The sequence below is a fragment of the Streptomyces sp. NPDC051018 genome (assembly GCF_044456085.1).
Classification (GTDB): Bacteria; Actinomycetota; Actinomycetes; order Streptomycetales; family Streptomycetaceae; genus Streptomyces.
Genome location: NZ_JBITFN010000021.1, coordinates 72,831 through 88,465 on the forward strand (window position 1 = coordinate 72,831; position 15,635 = coordinate 88,465).

General features: G+C 72.4%; 12 protein-coding genes. 9 read left to right on the plus strand and 3 right to left on the minus strand.

Annotation, left to right across the window (positions count from 1 at the left end; all coding sequences use genetic code 11):
• The first annotated feature begins 99 nt into the window (after positions 1 to 99).
• Positions 100 to 1,074, plus strand: a complete 975-nt coding sequence (locus tag ACIBCM_RS28735; protein WP_399248167.1) for an ABC transporter substrate-binding protein — start codon at positions 100 to 102, stop codon at positions 1,072 to 1,074.
• Between the two features lie 181 nt (positions 1,075 to 1,255).
• The gene (locus tag ACIBCM_RS28740; protein WP_399248169.1) at positions 1,256 to 2,449 is read left to right on the plus strand and encodes a hypothetical protein; all 1,194 of its coding nucleotides are present in this window, start codon (positions 1,256 to 1,258) and stop codon (positions 2,447 to 2,449) included.
• Between the two features lie 162 nt (positions 2,450 to 2,611).
• Here the strand turns inward: ACIBCM_RS28740 and ACIBCM_RS28745 are convergent, their stop codons facing one another.
• Together ACIBCM_RS28745 and ACIBCM_RS28750 are read right to left on the minus strand one after the other, a co-directional pair.
• Positions 2,612 to 3,754 (minus strand): NADH-quinone oxidoreductase subunit D, encoded by a 1,143-nt coding sequence (locus ACIBCM_RS28745; RefSeq protein ID WP_399248171.1) that lies wholly within the window; start codon positions 3,752 to 3,754, stop codon positions 2,612 to 2,614.
• Between the two features lie 665 nt (positions 3,755 to 4,419).
• Positions 4,420 to 5,436 (minus strand): SAM-dependent methyltransferase, encoded by a 1,017-nt coding sequence (locus ACIBCM_RS28750; protein ID WP_399248173.1) that lies wholly within the window; start codon positions 5,434 to 5,436, stop codon positions 4,420 to 4,422.
• A 96-nt stretch (positions 5,437 to 5,532) separates the two neighbouring features.
• On the opposite strand from ACIBCM_RS28750, the gene ACIBCM_RS28755 reads away from it, so the two are divergent.
• Entirely contained in the window at positions 5,533 to 6,726 is a 1,194-nt protein-coding gene (locus tag ACIBCM_RS28755) for a sensor histidine kinase (protein WP_399248175.1), read from the plus strand.
• Between the two features lie 273 nt (positions 6,727 to 6,999).
• Entirely contained in the window at positions 7,000 to 7,680 is a 681-nt protein-coding gene (locus ACIBCM_RS28760; protein ID WP_399248177.1) for a response regulator, read from the plus strand.
• Between the two features lie 338 nt (positions 7,681 to 8,018).
• Here the strand turns inward: ACIBCM_RS28760 and ACIBCM_RS28765 are convergent, their stop codons facing one another.
• Positions 8,019 to 9,164, minus strand: a complete 1,146-nt coding sequence (locus tag ACIBCM_RS28765) for a threonine aldolase family protein (protein ID WP_399248179.1) — start codon at positions 9,162 to 9,164, stop codon at positions 8,019 to 8,021.
• A 203-nt stretch (positions 9,165 to 9,367) separates the two neighbouring features.
• On the opposite strand from ACIBCM_RS28765, the gene ACIBCM_RS28770 reads away from it, so the two are divergent.
• From ACIBCM_RS28770 to ACIBCM_RS28790, 5 genes are read left to right on the plus strand one after another with little or no spacing between them, the layout of a single operon-like run.
• Positions 9,368 to 10,288: a Rossmann-like and DUF2520 domain-containing protein gene (locus ACIBCM_RS28770; RefSeq protein ID WP_399248181.1), complete on the plus strand. Its 921-nt coding sequence runs from the start codon at positions 9,368 to 9,370 to the stop codon at positions 10,286 to 10,288.
• Positions 10,285 to 11,532: a pantoate--beta-alanine ligase gene (panC, locus tag ACIBCM_RS28775; RefSeq protein ID WP_399248183.1), complete on the plus strand. Its 1,248-nt coding sequence runs from the start codon at positions 10,285 to 10,287 to the stop codon at positions 11,530 to 11,532. Before ACIBCM_RS28770 ends, panC begins: the two co-directional genes overlap by 4 nt.
• Positions 11,529 to 13,358 (plus strand): L-aspartate oxidase, encoded by a 1,830-nt coding sequence (locus ACIBCM_RS28780; protein ID WP_399248185.1) that lies wholly within the window; start codon positions 11,529 to 11,531, stop codon positions 13,356 to 13,358. Before panC ends, ACIBCM_RS28780 begins: the two co-directional genes overlap by 4 nt.
• On the plus strand, positions 13,355 to 14,407 hold the full coding sequence (nadC, locus tag ACIBCM_RS28785; RefSeq protein ID WP_399248187.1) for a carboxylating nicotinate-nucleotide diphosphorylase: 1,053 nt from the start codon (positions 13,355 to 13,357) through the stop codon (positions 14,405 to 14,407). Before ACIBCM_RS28780 ends, nadC begins: the two co-directional genes overlap by 4 nt.
• The gene (locus tag ACIBCM_RS28790; protein ID WP_399248189.1) at positions 14,407 to 15,207 is read left to right on the plus strand and encodes a type III pantothenate kinase; all 801 of its coding nucleotides are present in this window, start codon (positions 14,407 to 14,409) and stop codon (positions 15,205 to 15,207) included. Before nadC ends, ACIBCM_RS28790 begins: the two co-directional genes overlap by 1 nt.
• Positions 15,208 to 15,635 lie beyond the last annotated feature (428 nt).

Here is a 15,635-nt window from a genome sequence, read left to right on the forward strand (position 1 = left end):
CCAAGCTCCCAAGCTCCGGAGTGCCGAAGTAGTCCCGGAGTCCCGAACCCACCGACACATCGACCCACTGATGTCGTGAAGCTCTGAACGGAGAACGTGATGAACAGGTCCTCTCGTATCGCGGGAGCGGTACTGGCCGTGGTGACCCTCGCGGGTTCCCTCGCCGCGTGCGGCGGCGGGGACAGCCTGGAGAAAACGGAGAACGGATCAGGATCGGGCGGTGGTTCGGGCGGAAAGGGCTCACTCGTCGTCGGTTCCGCCTCCTTCACCGAGTCCAAGGTCCTCGCCGAGCTGTACGCGCAGATCCTCGCCGACGCCGGATATAAGACATCGGTGACGACGGTGAAGAACCGCGAGCTGTACGAACCGTCCCTGGAGAAGGGCGAGATCGATGTCGTCCCGGAATACGCGGCGACGCTCGCCGAATTCCTCAACGCGAAGGCGAACGGGCCGAAGGCGCCCGACGAGAAGCCCGTCGCCTCCAGCGATGTGACCGCCACCGTCACCGCGCTCACCGCGCTCGCCGAGCCGCGCGGACTGAAGGTGCTGCCCGCGGGCGGTGCCGTGGACCAGAACGCGTTCGCGGTGAGCCGGGAATTCGCCGGGAAGAACAACCTCAAGACCCTTTCCGATCTTGGTAAGTCCAAGCTGAAGGTCAAGATCGCGGCGGGGGACGAGTGCGAAGTTCGGCCGTTCTGCGCGCCGGGGCTGAAGAAGACGTACGGCATTGATGTCACCGGTGTCGACCCCAAGGGCGTCGGTACACCGCAGTCCAAGCAGGCCGTCAGGGACGGTGTGGACCAACTGGTTCTGACCACCACCACGGATGCCGTGATGGACGGTCTGGTCTTCCTGGAGGACGACAAGAAGCTCCAGAACGCGGACAATGTCCTGCCCGTCGTCAATGCCAAGGACGCGGGAGACGCCGGGATTGCGGAGGCCCTGGACAAGATCACCAAGGCGCTGACCACGGAAGATCTCGCGGAGTTGAACCGCAAGGTGGACGCGGAGCGCACCAAGCCCGAGGACGCGGCGAAGGAGTATCTGGAGTCCAAGGGCCTTCTGAAGAAGTAGTTCACGGGCGACCCCGGGGCCTCCGAGGCCCCGGGTATCCCTCGGGTATCGCCCCGAAGTGCCGTGAAGGAAACGTGAAGGGGGGATCGGGCGTTCTCGGCGGCATACTTCAAGACTTACTTGAACGTTATTTGCCGACCCGGCATCCCATTCGGTCTCGGCGCACGGTAAATTTCGGGCCATGCCCCGTGGACGCCACCGCCATTCCCCTCCCCTGCACAGGCTCCTGCCGCCTTCGGCGGTCGCAGGAGCGTCGGTACTGAGTGCCGCCGGCGCGTGGTTTCTCTCGGAACCGGCCCTGCTCCGAACCCTGACCGCCGCCGCAGCCGCCGCGGCTGTCAGCGGCGCCGTCCTGATGCGCAGTTGGGACCGCTCCGCCGGGCGCAAGGTCGCCGACCTCACCCGGGGCCGTGCCAGTGACGCCTGGCAGGCCGAGGAGCGTATAGCCGAACTGGAATCGGACATCGAGGAGTCGCGTGCGCTGCGCGCCCGGCTCGACGCCAAGCTCCGTTCCAAGAGGGTCGAACTGGCCGCGCTCCGCGGTGAGCACGCCGAACTCCTGCGCCGCTACGCGAACGCCGAGACCGAGCGCGCGGACGCCCTCGAAGGCCGCCGCAGGCTCGCGATGGAGGCCGCGGCGCCCCAGGAACTGCCCGGGTCCGCCTCGGCGGCCGACCGTGCCACCTATCTCCGCGCCTCCAAGGCCCTGGACGACCTCTCGCGCAACGCCGCCGCGCAGAAGGCCAAGGCCACTCTGGAGGAGGCCCGCGACCGGGACATCGCCGAGCGCACCAAGGACGCCAGGGACGCACGGGCCGCCGGGGCCCCCGCGGCCCGCCCGGCCGGTGCCACGGAGTCCGCCGCCGAGACCGCTACGGAGGGCGGCGATCCCCGGGGTGAGCACCTGGCGGACACCGGCGAGGAGCAGCACACCCGCGCCACGGCCCCCGTCCCCGCCAGGCGTGCCGCCCCCGGCGCCGCCGCGATCGTTCCGTACGGACCGCGCCGCCGGCCCGTCAAGCGCCGCCCCGAAGGCGGATTCGACTTCTTCGGTACGAACCACGCGCACCCGGCGGAGGGCACGGCCGCGCAGAAGGCCATCGAGTCCAAGTCGGCCGAGACCAAGGCGATCGGGACCCGTACCACCGAGACCAGGGCCATCGAGTCCCGGTCCGTCGATCCGAAGGCGATCGAGGCCGCGCAGACGGCCGACCTCGCCGATGTGGTCGGCGAGGAGGCCCTGGCCGAGCAGCACGCCGAGGCGGCACACGGTGTGTCCCCGGTCCGGCCCGTCAGCGATGTCATCGATCTGACGGTGCACGACGAGACGGAGAAGCTCGACCTGGGCCGGCTGCGGAACGCGGTCAGCTCCTGACGGTTCCCGGCCCCGACTTCCGACCGGCGGCCGGCGGTCTGCTGACGGGCCGCCGATGTCCACCGGCCGCCCGTCAGCCCGGTCCCCGCGTGCCCGTCGCGTCCACGGCGCCCGCCGCCGCGGGCTCCGCGTCCCCGGCGGGGTTCCGGCTCCTCGCGCGGGCTACTTGTCGATGTCGCCGACGACGAAGAACAGCGATCCCAGGATCGCGACCATATCGGCGACCAGGGTCCCCGGCAGCAGCTCGGTGATCGCCTGGATGTTGTTGTACGACGCCGAGCGGAGCTTCAGCCGGTACGGGGTCTTCTCGCCCTTGGAGACCAGGTAGTACCCGTTGATCCCGAGCGGGTTCTCCGTCCAGGTGTACGTGTGTCCCTCGGGGGCCTTGAGCACCTTGGGCAGCCGCTGGTTGATCGGGCCCGGCGGCAGCTCCGCGATCCGGTCCAGACAGGCGTCCGCCAGCTCCAGCGCGTTGTGCGTCTGGTCGAGCAGCACCTCGAAGCGGGCGAGGCAGTCGCCCGTGGTCCGGGTGACGACCTTGAGCGTGTCCCCCAGCTCCCCGTACGCCAGATACGGCTCGTCCCGGCGCAGATCGAAGTCCACGCCCGACGCCCGGGCGATGGGCCCGCTCACTCCGTACGCGTGCACGGCGTCCGCCGACAGGACGCCCACCTCGCGGGTCCGTCCGCGGAAGATCTCGTTCCCGAGCACCAGCCGGTCGTACACGTCCATCCGCGACCGCACATCCGCGACGGCGCTCCGGACCCGGCCGAGCCAGCCCGCCGGAAGGTCCTCCTTCAGCCCGCCGACCCGGTTGAACATGTAGTGCATCCGGCCGCCGGAGATCTCCTCCATGACGCTCTGGAGCTCCTCGCGCTCGCGGAACGAGTGGAAGACGGGGGTGATTCCGCCGAGTTCGAGCGGATACGAGCCGAGGAACATCAGATGGTTGAGCACCCGGTTCAGCTCGGCGAGCAGCGTACGGGTCCAGACCGCGCGCTCGGGGACCTCCATACCGAGCATGCGCTCCACGGCCATGACGACGCCGAGTTCGTTCGAGAAGGCGGAGAGCCAGTCGTGGCGGTTCGCCAGCATCACGATCTGGCGGTAGTCGCGGGCCTCGAAGAGCTTCTCGGCGCCGCGGTGCATATAGCCGATGACGGGTTCGGCGTGCTGGATGACCTCGCCGTCGAGCACGAGCCGCAGCCGGAGCACACCGTGGGTGGAGGGGTGCTGGGGCCCGATGTTCAGCACCATGTCGGTCTGCTCGGCGGCCCCGCCGAGGCTGAAGGTGGTCTCCGTCATGCCCTCAGTATCCCCCGCGCCTCCGTTTCGCCGGGGCGCCGGCCTTGCCCGCGGCGGTTGCCTGTCGGCTCGGCGTTGTGGTCGGTGCGGGTTGCTGTCGCGGGGGCGCGGCGGTTGCCTGCCGGCTCGGCGTTGTCGTCGGTGCGGGCCGTGGTCGCGGGGGCGCGGCGGTTGCCTGTCGGCTCGGCGTTGTCGTCGGTGCGGTCGCCTGCGGGGCGCTGCCCCGGACCCCGCGCCTCAATCGCCGGCGGGGCTGTTTTGTGCCCGCCCGGCTTTTGGGGAGAGGTCTTGGGGTGGGTATCTCCAGCCCGTTCGGCATGCGGGCCGTGGTCGCCGGGGCGCTGCCCCGGACCCCGCGCCTCAATCGCCGGCGGGGCTGATTCGTGCCCGCCCGGTTCTTGGCGAGGGGCCTTGGGGTGGGTACCTCCGACCCTCCGGTGGGGTGGAGCGGGGGCACCCCGGCGTGTCCGGCGGGGTGGAGGGCATTCCCAGCCTGTCCGGCGTTTGAGGACGGACCCGAGGGTGGGGCGGGGGCACCCCGGCCTGTCCGGCGGGGTGGGGCGGGCATCTCCAGCCCGTCCGGCGTTTGAGGACCGACCCGAGGGCGGGGCTGGGCCACCCGGCATGACCGGCGCGGCGGACCGCGTAATCCGCCCCCGAAAAAATCACACGCGTTCCTGGAGCCACAGGAACTCACCCAGCCCGCCCCGCCCCACCAGCTCCGCCGCCTCGCCCGCCGAGGACAGCGCCCTTACGTACGCGACCGGATCGGTCGACGCCAGCGACAAGGGGGGCCTTTGCGCCGATACCCCCAGCCCCTGCAGCGCCTCCCGCTGCGTCGTCAGGACGGCGCCGGGACCCGCGCACGCGTCCATCGCGACATGGGAGGTGATGTCACAGTTCCCGTCCGGCACCGCCCGGACCTCGCGGCCGTCGCGGAAACCCGTCACCGTCCCGAAGCGCGGCCGGGCCCCCGCCGTATGCCCGTAGTCGACCGCCACCGCCCGCCCCGCCCGTAGCGTCGCCACCGCACCCGCCCATGCCTCGTCCCGGGGGCGGCCGATCTCCGCGCGGGCGCCGGGCCCGGTCAGCGGCCACCACCGGGCCAGCCACTCGGCATCCGCGCCGTCCACGGGCGGACCGAGACGCTCCGTGCCGTCGGGGCGGACGAGCACCCGCCGGGGCACCCCGTCCTCGTCCGCCTCCGCGATGTCGACCGGCACATTGTCGAGCCACTCGTTCGCGAAGAGGAGCCCCCGGACTCCCTCCGGCGGCGAGGCCAGCCATGAGATACGCGGATCCAGGCCCTCGGGCCGCCCGGCGCGCTCGATCGCGTAAGCCCGTACCGGAAAGTCCTCGGGCAGTGCCGCCAGCACCCCCGTGACCAGCTCACCCCGCCCCGCGCCCATGTCGACGAACGCGAACCCGTCCGCCGCCCCCGCCGCCGCCTCGTCCTCCTCGTTGTCGTCGGCTCGGTGGCCCCCGCCGCCCAGCTCCCGCGCCGTCTCCAGCAGCAGCCGGGCGACCGCCGAGGCGAACAGGGGCGAGACGTGCACGGACGTACGGAAATGTCCGGCCGGACCCTCGGGCCGCAGATAGAAACCACCGGGCCCGTAGAGCGCCCTCTCGGTCGCATCGCGCCAGCTCAGCCAGGTCCCCGGCGCTCCCTTGTCGTCCGTCACGGCCATTAGTCTCCACCTTGCGGAGTACGCCTCCGCTGTTCGGATCGCTCTGGCGGTTGACCCCTGCGGCTGTCAGCCTTCCCTACGCTGGGTTACGTGCAGCGCCTCTATGACTTCCTTCGCAGACACCCCACGGGTGTCGACAGCTTGTGGGCTGTCGTGCTCCTGGCGTTCTCCGCGCTCGGGGTGGCGAACGACCGGTTCGAGGAGCATGTGTGGGCCGCTGTTCCGGTGATCGTGGGCCTGAGCCTGGTCGTGGCGCTGCGCCGCCGGATGCCGGAGAGGATGCTGGTCGTCGCCGCGGTGATCGGTCTGGCCCAGCTGCTGCTGGATGTGCGGGTCAACCCGGGCAACTTCGCGATGCTGGTGATCATCTACACCGTCGCCGCGCAGTCCGCGTCCCGCTGGGCACGCCGGCTGGCGCTCATCGGCGGGCTGACCGCGGCCACCCTGGCGCAGATCCGCTGGCCCGAGCCCGGGGTGACCACCCTGGGCCGGATCTTCTTCTCCGTGATCCTGACCGTTCCCTTCGCCCTGGCCTGGACGCTCGGCGACTCGATACGCACGCGCCGCGCCTACTTCGAACAGCTGGAGGAACGGGCGTCCCGGCTGGAGAGAGAGCGCGAGGCGCAGTCGAAGGTCGCGGTCGCCGCCGAGCGCGCCAGGATCGCCCGTGAGCTGCACGATGTCGTCGCCCACAACGTCTCGGTGATGGTGGTGCAGGCGGACGGCGCGGCCTATGTCCTCGACGCCGCCCCCGACCAGGCCAAACAGGCTCTGGAGACCATCTCCACCACCGGCCGCCAGGCGCTCGCGGAGATGCGGCGGCTGCTGGGGGTGCTGCGGACCGGGGACACTCCGGAGAGCGGTGAGTATGTGCCGCAGCCCGATGTGCAGCAGATAGAGGACCTCGTCGAGCAGGTGCGCAAGGCGGGTCTGACCGTGGACTTCAAGATCGAGGGGACGCCGAGGCCGCTGCCGAGCGGTGTCGAGCTGACCGCGTACCGCATCGTGCAGGAGGCGCTGACCAACACCCGTAAGCACGGTGGCCCCGACGCGGGCGCCAGTGTCCGTCTCGTCTACTTCGACGACGGGCTCGGCCTGCTGGTCGAGGACGACGGCCGGGGCTCGGCGCATGAGCTGTACGAGGACGGGGGCGTGGACGGGCAGGGGCACGGGCTCATCGGGATGCGCGAGCGCGTCGGTATGGTCGGCGGCACGCTGGACGCCGGGCCCCGGCCCGGCGGCGGCTTCCGGATCAGCGCCCTGCTTCCGCTCAAGCCCGCCTGACCTGCCCCCGACCGCCTGCCCCGCCCGACCGTCTGCCCCGCCCCGATCGCCCGACCTGCCCGACCGTCTGGAAAGAGCCAACCCGACTGGAGACGGCCAACCCGACCGGACGAAGCCGACCGGACCGACCGACCTCATCCGACCGCCATGAATCATGAACGGCAATGAACCAGGACGAACCGAGCCGCTCAGCCCGACGAGAATCCCTGCCCCTCGCCCCTCCTGCCCCTGGTTGCCCGGCCGCCCGCCCCTACAGATTGAGGACCCTCTGACATGTCCATCCGTGTGATGCTCGTCGACGATCAGGTGCTGTTGCGCACCGGTTTCCGGATGGTTCTGGCCGCACAGCCGGACATGGAGGTCGTCGCCGAGGCGGGCGACGGCGCGGAGGCCATCGAGATCCTGGGGTCCACGGCGGTCGACGTGGTGCTGATGGATGTCCGTATGCCGAGGCTGGACGGCGTCGAGGCGACCCGGCGGATCTGCGCCGCCCCGAACCCGCCGAAGGTGCTGATCCTGACGACCTTCGACCTCGACGAGTACGCCTTCTCGGGGCTGAAGGCCGGGGCCAGCGGCTTCATGCTCAAGGACGTACCGCCCGGGGAACTGCTGGGCGCGATCCGTTCGGTGCACAGCGGTGACGCGGTGGTCGCGCCGTCGACGACACGGAGGCTGCTGGACCGCTTCTCGCCGATGCTGCCGAGCACCGGGGGCGAGCCGCGGCACAAGGAGCTGGAGCGGCTCACCGATCGTGAGCGTGAAGTGATGCTGCTGGTGGCGCAGGGCCTGTCGAACGGCGAGATCGCGGGGCGGCTGGTCCTGTCGGAGGCGACCGTGAAGACCCATGTGGGGCGCATCCTCACCAAACTGGGCCTGCGCGACCGGGTGCAGGTGGTCGTCCTGGCGTACGAGACGGGCCTGGTCCGGGCGGGCGGCGGAGGCACCACGGCGTGATACCCGGCACATGGACCGGGTGAGCGGGGCGCGATGCCCGATGCTCGGGCCTTGTGGGGTGTGGTTGGTCCGGGGTCTTGTGCCTCGGGCTCCGCTCCTCAAGCGCCGGGGCGGACCTTCCCCCGGTGTGGGCCCTTGCCGGTCCGGGTTGCGTGCGGGGCTCCGCCCCGGACCCCGCTCCTCAGGCGCCGGAGGCGCTGAAGTGGCCGTCCTCCCGGATTCAGGCTGCTGGGGGCCCTCCGCCCCGGCCCCGCCCCCACCGCCGGAGGGCAGTGGACGCCCTTTCCATCCAAATGCCCGCCGGCCGCCCCTTTCCGTCATCCGGCCGCCCCTTCCCCTCATGGTGACTCCTTCTCCACATGGTCCAGGAAGCCGGCCACCGCCCGCCGGACGTCGGTCGGTGTCCAGTCCAGGGCCTCGGTGGCGACGGTGATCTCGGTGACCGAGATGCCCGGCGGGCAGCCCCCCGGGGACCAGTCGCGGAAGAGGGTGACGCCCGACTCCTCGGACTGGCGCAGACAGGCGCGGTTCAGCACATCCGCCGGATACGCGAGATAGACGAAGAACTGGTGGGTGTGGGGGGCCTCGGGATGGACGCGGGACCAGGGCGCGGAGGACTCGTCGAACGCCTCGCGCAGGGCCGAGGCGACGACCTTCGCATGGGACACGTACACCGGCAGACGGGGTAGCTCCCGCTCCAGGCCCAGGAGGGCCGAGAGGACGGCCGGGAACTGCTGGAACGCCAGACCGCCGTACCGGTGGCGCCAGGCGCGGGCCTCGGACATCAGATCCTCGGGGCCCGCGAGCGCCGCGCCGGACAGCCCGCGCAGCGACTTGTAGAACGACACGTACACACTGTCGGCGAGGGACGCGATCTCGTGGAGCGGGCGGCCGAAGTGGGGCGGGCACTCCCACAGCCGCGCCCCGTCGAAGTGGACCACCGCGTCCCGCTCGCGTGCGGCGCCCACGACCGCCACCAGCTCGTCCCAGGTCGGCAGGACGAACCCCGCGTCCCGCAGCGGCAGCTCCAGCATCAGGGAGCCGAACGGTTCCTCGAAGTCCCGGATCTCCTCGGCCGTCGGCAGCCTGGGCTCCGTCGTCACCCGGACCGTGCGCAGCCCGCTCACCGCGCCGAACGCGCCCCGCTCGTGCACCTCCGGGTGGGCGAGCGGGTGCAGCGCCACCGTCGCGCTCCCCGTGCGCCCCGCCCAGCAGCGCAGCGCGATCTGCTGAGCCATCGTCCCGGTCGGGAAGAACACGGCCGCGGGGAAGCCGAGCAGCGTCGCCACCCGCTCCTCCAGCTGTTCCACCACCCCGCTCCCGTACACATCCGTCGGCTCGTCCGGACCGAGAACGGCCGCCGCGTCGGCCGCGAGGTCCGCCAGCCGCTCGCCCAGGAGCCGGTCGGTCGTGTTCCGCCAGAGCAGCCGGTCCGAGGCCCGCCACGCGGCCCGGCGCCTCCTTCTCAGCTCGTCATCGTGCATCCGCTGTCCCCCATCAGGTCTCGCCGGGTCCCCCGCCGTCACTTCCCGATCATGTTCCCTCGATGATTCCCGGTCGTGGTGGCACCGTCCACGCCTGTGGATAACTCGCCTGTGGACAGCCGGAGGGGCCTTCGCGGCGCTGGCGTAGCATGTCGGCACATCGTCCGGTACCCACCGCGGACTGGAACGGAAGGCCCTACCGCGTGAATGCCACAGCACCCCGTGAGCCGATCGATCCCCGGGACCGCCCCGCCCGCCTGACCGTCGGCGTCGTCGGCGCGGGCCGGGTCGGACCGGCGCTCGCCGCCTCGCTCCGGCTCGCCGGGCACCGCCCCGTCGCGGTCTCCGGAGTCTCCGACGCGTCGGTGCGCAGGGCCGCCGCCCTGCTCCCCGACGTTCCGCTGGTCCCGCCCGCCGAGGTGCTCGCCCGGGCCGATCTCGTGCTGCTGACCGTTCCCGACGACGCGCTGCCCGCCCTGGTCGAGGGGCTCGTCGAGACGGGTGCCGTCCGCCCGGGACAGCTGCTGGTGCACACCTCCGGGCGGTACGGGGCACGGGTGCTCGACCCCGCCCTGCGCGCGGGCGCGCTCCCGCTCGCGCTGCACCCGGCGATGACCTTCACGGGCACGAGTGTGGACGTCCAGCGGCTGGCTGGCTGTTCCTTCGGCGTGACCGCGCCCGAGGAGCTGCGGCTCGCCGCCGAGGCACTGGTCATCGAGATGGGCGGGGAGCCCGAGTGGATCGCGGAGGAGGCGCGTCCGCTCTACCACGCGGCTCTCGCCCTCGGCGCGAACCACCTGGTCACCCTGGTCGCCCAGTCGATGGAGCTGTTGCGTACGGCGGGGGTCGCCGCCCCCGACCGGATGCTCGGCCCCCTCCTCGGCGCGGCCCTCGACAATGCCCTGCGCTCGGGGGACGCGGCTCTCACCGGACCCGTCGCCCGGGGGGACGCGGGCACGGTGGCGGCCCATGTCGCCGAGCTGCGCAAGCACGCGCCCGGGACGGTCGCCGGCTATCTCGCGATGGCCCGCACCACCGCCGACCGCGCCCTCGCGCACGGCCTGCTCAAACCGGAGCTGGCCGAGGACCTGCTGGGAGTGCTGGCGGAAGGCGAGCAGAGATGACCCCCGAGACACCCCCCGGAACACCGGCCTCCGGGGCAGAGGGCACCGAAGCCACCCCCGAAGCGCCCGGTTCCGGTACCTCCGGCCCCCCTCCTACCTCCAGCACTTCTCGCACCACCGAAGGCTCACCCGCCGCCCACGGCTCACCCACTTCCCAGGCCGCACCCACCTCCCCCCAGAAGAACCGGACTCCCGGACGCCGGTCGTTCTCGTTCGGCGGCGGACCCAGGATCGAGCTGGTACGGACGCTGGAGGACCTCGACCACGTCCTCAGCCATGACTCGGTCCCCGGCCGTACCGCCGTTGTCATGACCATGGGCGCGCTCCACGAGGGGCACACCACCCTGATCCGCGCCGCCCGCGAGCGCGTCGGCCGCAAGGGCTATGTGATCGTCACGGTCTTCGTCAACCCGCTCCAGTTCGGCGCGGGCGAGGACCTCGACCGCTACCCCCGTACGCTCGACGCCGATCTCGTGGCCGCCGAGGCGGCGGGCGCCGACCTGGTCTTCGCGCCCTCCGCCGACGAGATCTACCCGGACGGGCAGCCCCGGATCCGTATCGGCGCGGGCCCCTTGGGCGAGCGTCTCGAAGGAGCCAGCCGCCCCGGCCACTTCGACGGGATGCTGACCGTCGTCGCCAAGCTGCTCCACCTCACCCGCCCCGATGTCGCGCTGTACGGGCAGAAGGACGCGCAGCAGCTCGCGCTGATCCGCCGGATGGTCCGCGATCTGAATCTGCCGGTGGAGATCGCGGGGGTGGAGACCGTACGCGAGGACGACGGCCTCGCCCTGTCCAGCCGTAACCGCTTCCTCTCTCCCGCCGAGCGGACCACCGCCCTCGCGCTGTCCCGCGCCCTGTTCGCGGCCCAGGACCGCCTCGCCGCCCAGCAGGCGCTGCTGGCCAGGGCGGAGGCCGTCCCGGGCACCCTCGCCCGCGCCGAAGCGCTCTCCGCGATGGGGGAGGCGCGGGCCGCCGCCGACGCCGCCGCCGTGGCCCAGGCGGGAGCCGCGGCCCAGACCGGCGCCGGCGCCGATGCCGTACGGGCAGCCGCCCTCGCCGTCCTCGACGAGGCCGCCCGCGCCACCCCGCCGCTCGTTCTGGACTATCTCGCCCTGGTCGACCCGGAGACGTTCACCGAGGTCCCCGACGGCCACCAGGGTGAGGCGATCCTCGCGGTCGCCGCCCGCGTCGGCGCGACCCGGCTGATCGACAACGTTCCCCTCAGATTCGGAGCCACCTCGTGACCGGCGCATCCCAGACCACCGGCATACGCCTGGACGCCCCGCCGCCGGGCTGGTCCATCGCGGCCGATGTCGTCGTGGTCGGCTCCGGTGTCGCGGGCCTGACCGCCGCCCTGCGCTGTGCCGCCGCAGGGCTCTCCACCGTCGTCGTCACCAAGGCCCGTCTCGACGACGGTTCCACCCGCTGGGCCCAGGGCGGCATCGCCGCGGCCCTCGGCGACGGCGACACCCCCGAGCAGCACCTGGACGACACGCTCGTCGCGGGCGCCGGGCTGTGCGACGAGGAGGCCGTGCGCCTGCTGGTCACCGAGGGCCCCGGGGCCGTACGGCGGCTGATCGCGTCCGGCGCCCACTTCGACACCTCCGCGTCCGGCGAGATAGAGCTGACCCGCGAGGGCGGCCACCACCGTCGCCGTATCGCCCACGCGGGAGGCGACGCCACCGGGGTCGAGATCTCCCGGGCCCTCGTCGGCGCCGTGCGCGACGCCGGACTGCGCACGATCGAGAACGCCCTGGTCCTGGACCTCCTCACGGACACCGACGGCCGTACGGCGGGCATCAGCCTCCATGTGATGGGCGAAGGCCAGCACGACGGCGTCGGGGCCGTCCACGCCCCGGCCGTCGTCCTCGCCACCGGCGGTATGGGCCAGGTCTTCTCCGCGACCACCAACCCGGCCGTCTCCACCGGCGACGGCGTCGCGCTCGCGCTGCGCGCCGGCGCGGAGATCTCGGACCTCGAATTCGTCCAGTTCCACCCCACGGTGCTGTTCCTCGGCGCGGACTCGGAGGGCCAGCAGCCGCTGGTCTCGGAGGCCGTACGGGGGGAGGGCGCCCATCTCGTCGACGCCTCGGGCACCCGGTTCATGCTCGGGCAGCACGAGCTGGCGGAGCTGGCGCCCCGCGACATCGTCGCCAAGGCCATCATGCGCCGGATGCGGGAGCAGGACGCGGAGCACATGTACCTCGACGCCCGCCACTTCGGCGCGCGGATGTGGGAGCGGCGCTTCCCGACGATCCTCGCGGCCTGCCGGGCGCACGGTATCGACCCGGTCACCGAGCCGGTCCCGGTCGCGCCCGCGGCGCACTACGCCTCCGGTGGCGTCCGCACCGATCCGCACGGCCGCACCACGGTCCCCGGGCTGTACGCGTGCGGGGAGGTCGCCTGCACGGGAGTGCACGGCGCCAACCGGCTCGCGTCGAACTCCCTGCTGGAGGGTCTGGTCTTCGCCGAGCGCATCGCGGCCGACATCGCCTCCGGCGCCCTACCGGCCCCCGGCGCCGCACCGGCCACCGGTACCGCACCGGCCGCCGGGACCCCCCTGGCCCCCGGAACCCCACCAGCCCCCGGGGCCCCCGAGCCCGCCGGGACCGCGACCGCCCCTCCCAGAACCCCCGCGCCCCCCGCGCCCTCCCCGCCCCCCTCCTCCGTACTGCCGCTGATCCGCCCCGAGGCCCGTGCCGGGATCCAGCGGATCATGTCGCACGGCGCGGGCGTCCTGCGCTCCGCCGACAGCCTCACCGAGGCGGCCCGGGCACTCCACGAGATCCACCGCTCGGCCGCGGGCGGCGGCCGGGAGAAGGCCGCCGAGCCCGGTGTCGAGTCCTGGGAGACCACCAACCTCCTCTGTGTCGCCCGGGTGCTGACCGCGGCCGCGCTGGAGCGTGAGGAGACCCGGGGCTGCCACTGGCGCGAGGACCGCCCCGACCGCGACGACGCGACGTGGGGCCGCCATCTGGTGGTCCGCCTCGCCCCCGACCGCTCGCTCGTCCTCCACCGCACCGACAGCACCGCCTTCCCGCCGACAGCCCCTAGGGAGCCCCAGCCGTGAGCACGCCCGAAGAACGTCCGCGCCCCGTGGACGTACCCCTGATCCAGATCGGAGCACCGTCCGCCGGGTCCGCCGCCGGGACCGCCGCAGAGTCCGCCGGCGGCTGCGGTGACGGCTGCGGCTGCGGTGGTGCGTACGAAGACGGGGACGCGTACGAATGCGGCCTCGACCCCGCGCTCGCCGCGCTGCTCGCCGAGGCGGGTCTCGACCCCGTCCAGGTCGAGGACATCGCCCATCTCGCGCTGGGCGAGGACCTCGACGGGGGTACGGACGTCACTTCCGCGGCGACCGTACCGGCGGACGCGGTCGCCACCGGGGACTTCACCGCCCGTGAGGCCGGCACGGTCGCGGGCCTCCAGATCGCCGAGGCCGTGCTCTCCGTCGTCGCCTCCGAGGAGTTCGAGGTCGAACGGCATGTCGCGGACGGCGACCGGGTCGAGGCGGGCCAGAAGCTGCTGTCCGTCACCACCGGTACCCGCGAACTCCTCACCGGCGAGCGCAGCGCGCTGAACATCCTGTGCCGGCTCTCCGGCATCGCGACCGCCACGCGCGCGTGGGCGGACGTACTCGACGGTACTAAGGCGAGGGTCCGCGACACCCGCAAGACCACGCCCGGTCTGCGCGCCCTGGAGAAGTACGCGGTCCGCTGCGGTGGCGGGGTCAACCACCGGATGTCCCTCTCGGACGCGGCCCTCGTCAAGGACAACCATGTGATCGCGGCGGGCGGTGTGGCGGCGGCCTTCAAGGCGGTACGGGAGGCGTTCCCCGACATTCCCGTCGAGGTCGAGGTCGACACCCTGCCCCAGGTGCGCGAGGTGCTCGACGCGGGCGCCGACCTGATCCTGCTGGACAACTTCACCCCCGCCGAGACCGCGGAGGCCGTCGCGGTCGTCGCGGGCCGCGCGGTCGTCGAGTCCTCCGGCCGGCTCACCCTCGACAACGCGCGGGCGTACGCCGACACCGGAGTCGACTATCTGGCGGTCGGGGCCCTCACCCACTCCTCCCGCATCCTCGACATCGGACTCGACCTGCGTGAGGCGGACTCCTGATGCTGCTCACCATCGACGTCGGCAATACGCACACGGTCCTCGGCCTCTTCGACGGCGAGGAGATCGTCGAGCACTGGCGCATCTCCACGGACGCCCGCCGTACCGCGGACGAACTGGCCGTCCTCCTCCAGGGCCTCATGGGTATGCACCCGCTGCTCGGCATGGAGCTGGGCGACGGCATCGACGGCATCGCCATCTGCTCCACGGTCCCCTCCGTCCTGCACGAGCTGCGCGAGGTCACCCGCCGCTACTACGGCGACGTCCCGGCGGTCCTCGTCGAGCCCGGGATCAAGACCGGTGTGCCGATCCTCATGGACAACCCCAAGGAGGTCGGCGCCGACCGCATCATCAACGCGGTCGCGGCGGTCGATCTGTACGGCGGTCCGGCGATCGTCGTCGACTTCGGTACGGCGACGACCTTCGACGCGGTCAGCGCGCGCGGTGAGTACACGGGCGGCGTGATCGCGCCGGGGATAGAGATCTCCGTCGAGGCGCTCGGCGTCAAGGGCGCGCAGCTGCGGAAGATCGAGCTGGCGCGCCCCCGGAGTGTGATCGGCAAGAACACGGTCGAGGCGATGCAGTCGGGCATCATCTACGGCTTCGCGGGCCAGGTCGACGGCGTGGTGCGCCGGATGAAGCGGGAGCTGGCGCCGGACGAGCCGGAGGAGGTGACGGTGATCGCGACGGGCGGGCTCGCCCCGATGGTCCTGGGCGAGGCGTCGGAGATCGACGAGCACGAGCCGTGGCTGACGCTGATCGGCCTCCGTCTGGTCTACGACCGCAATATCTCCCGTATGTAGTCGCGGTATCCCCCGCGTGCGGCCACGGTCCCCGCTCGCCGTCCGGCTTCACCTGCCGGGTGCTTCGCCGTCCGGCCTCACTCGCCCGGTGCTTCACCGTCCGGCCTCACCCGCCCGGGTGACCGTGCGGTCCGCAGCACCGCAGAACCGTCCGGGGCGTGCCCTGGCGACCGCCCCGGCCCGTGCGGCGCCCGGGGACAGGGGCCGGAACGTCCAGGACCACGGAGCCCGTACGCGGAGACGACGGGCGACCGCCCGGACAGTCCGGCGCCCCGGGGCCGGTCCCCGGCCCTCCGGCGGACCGAGCCGGGGCCCGGCATGGAGGGCGCGTCCCCGGTGCCGGGAAGGCGGACAGGTCACCGGTATCGACCCGCCCGGAATTGTCTAATTAGCCCGATTTTGTCCGAGTGCGCGTATCGTCGGGACAT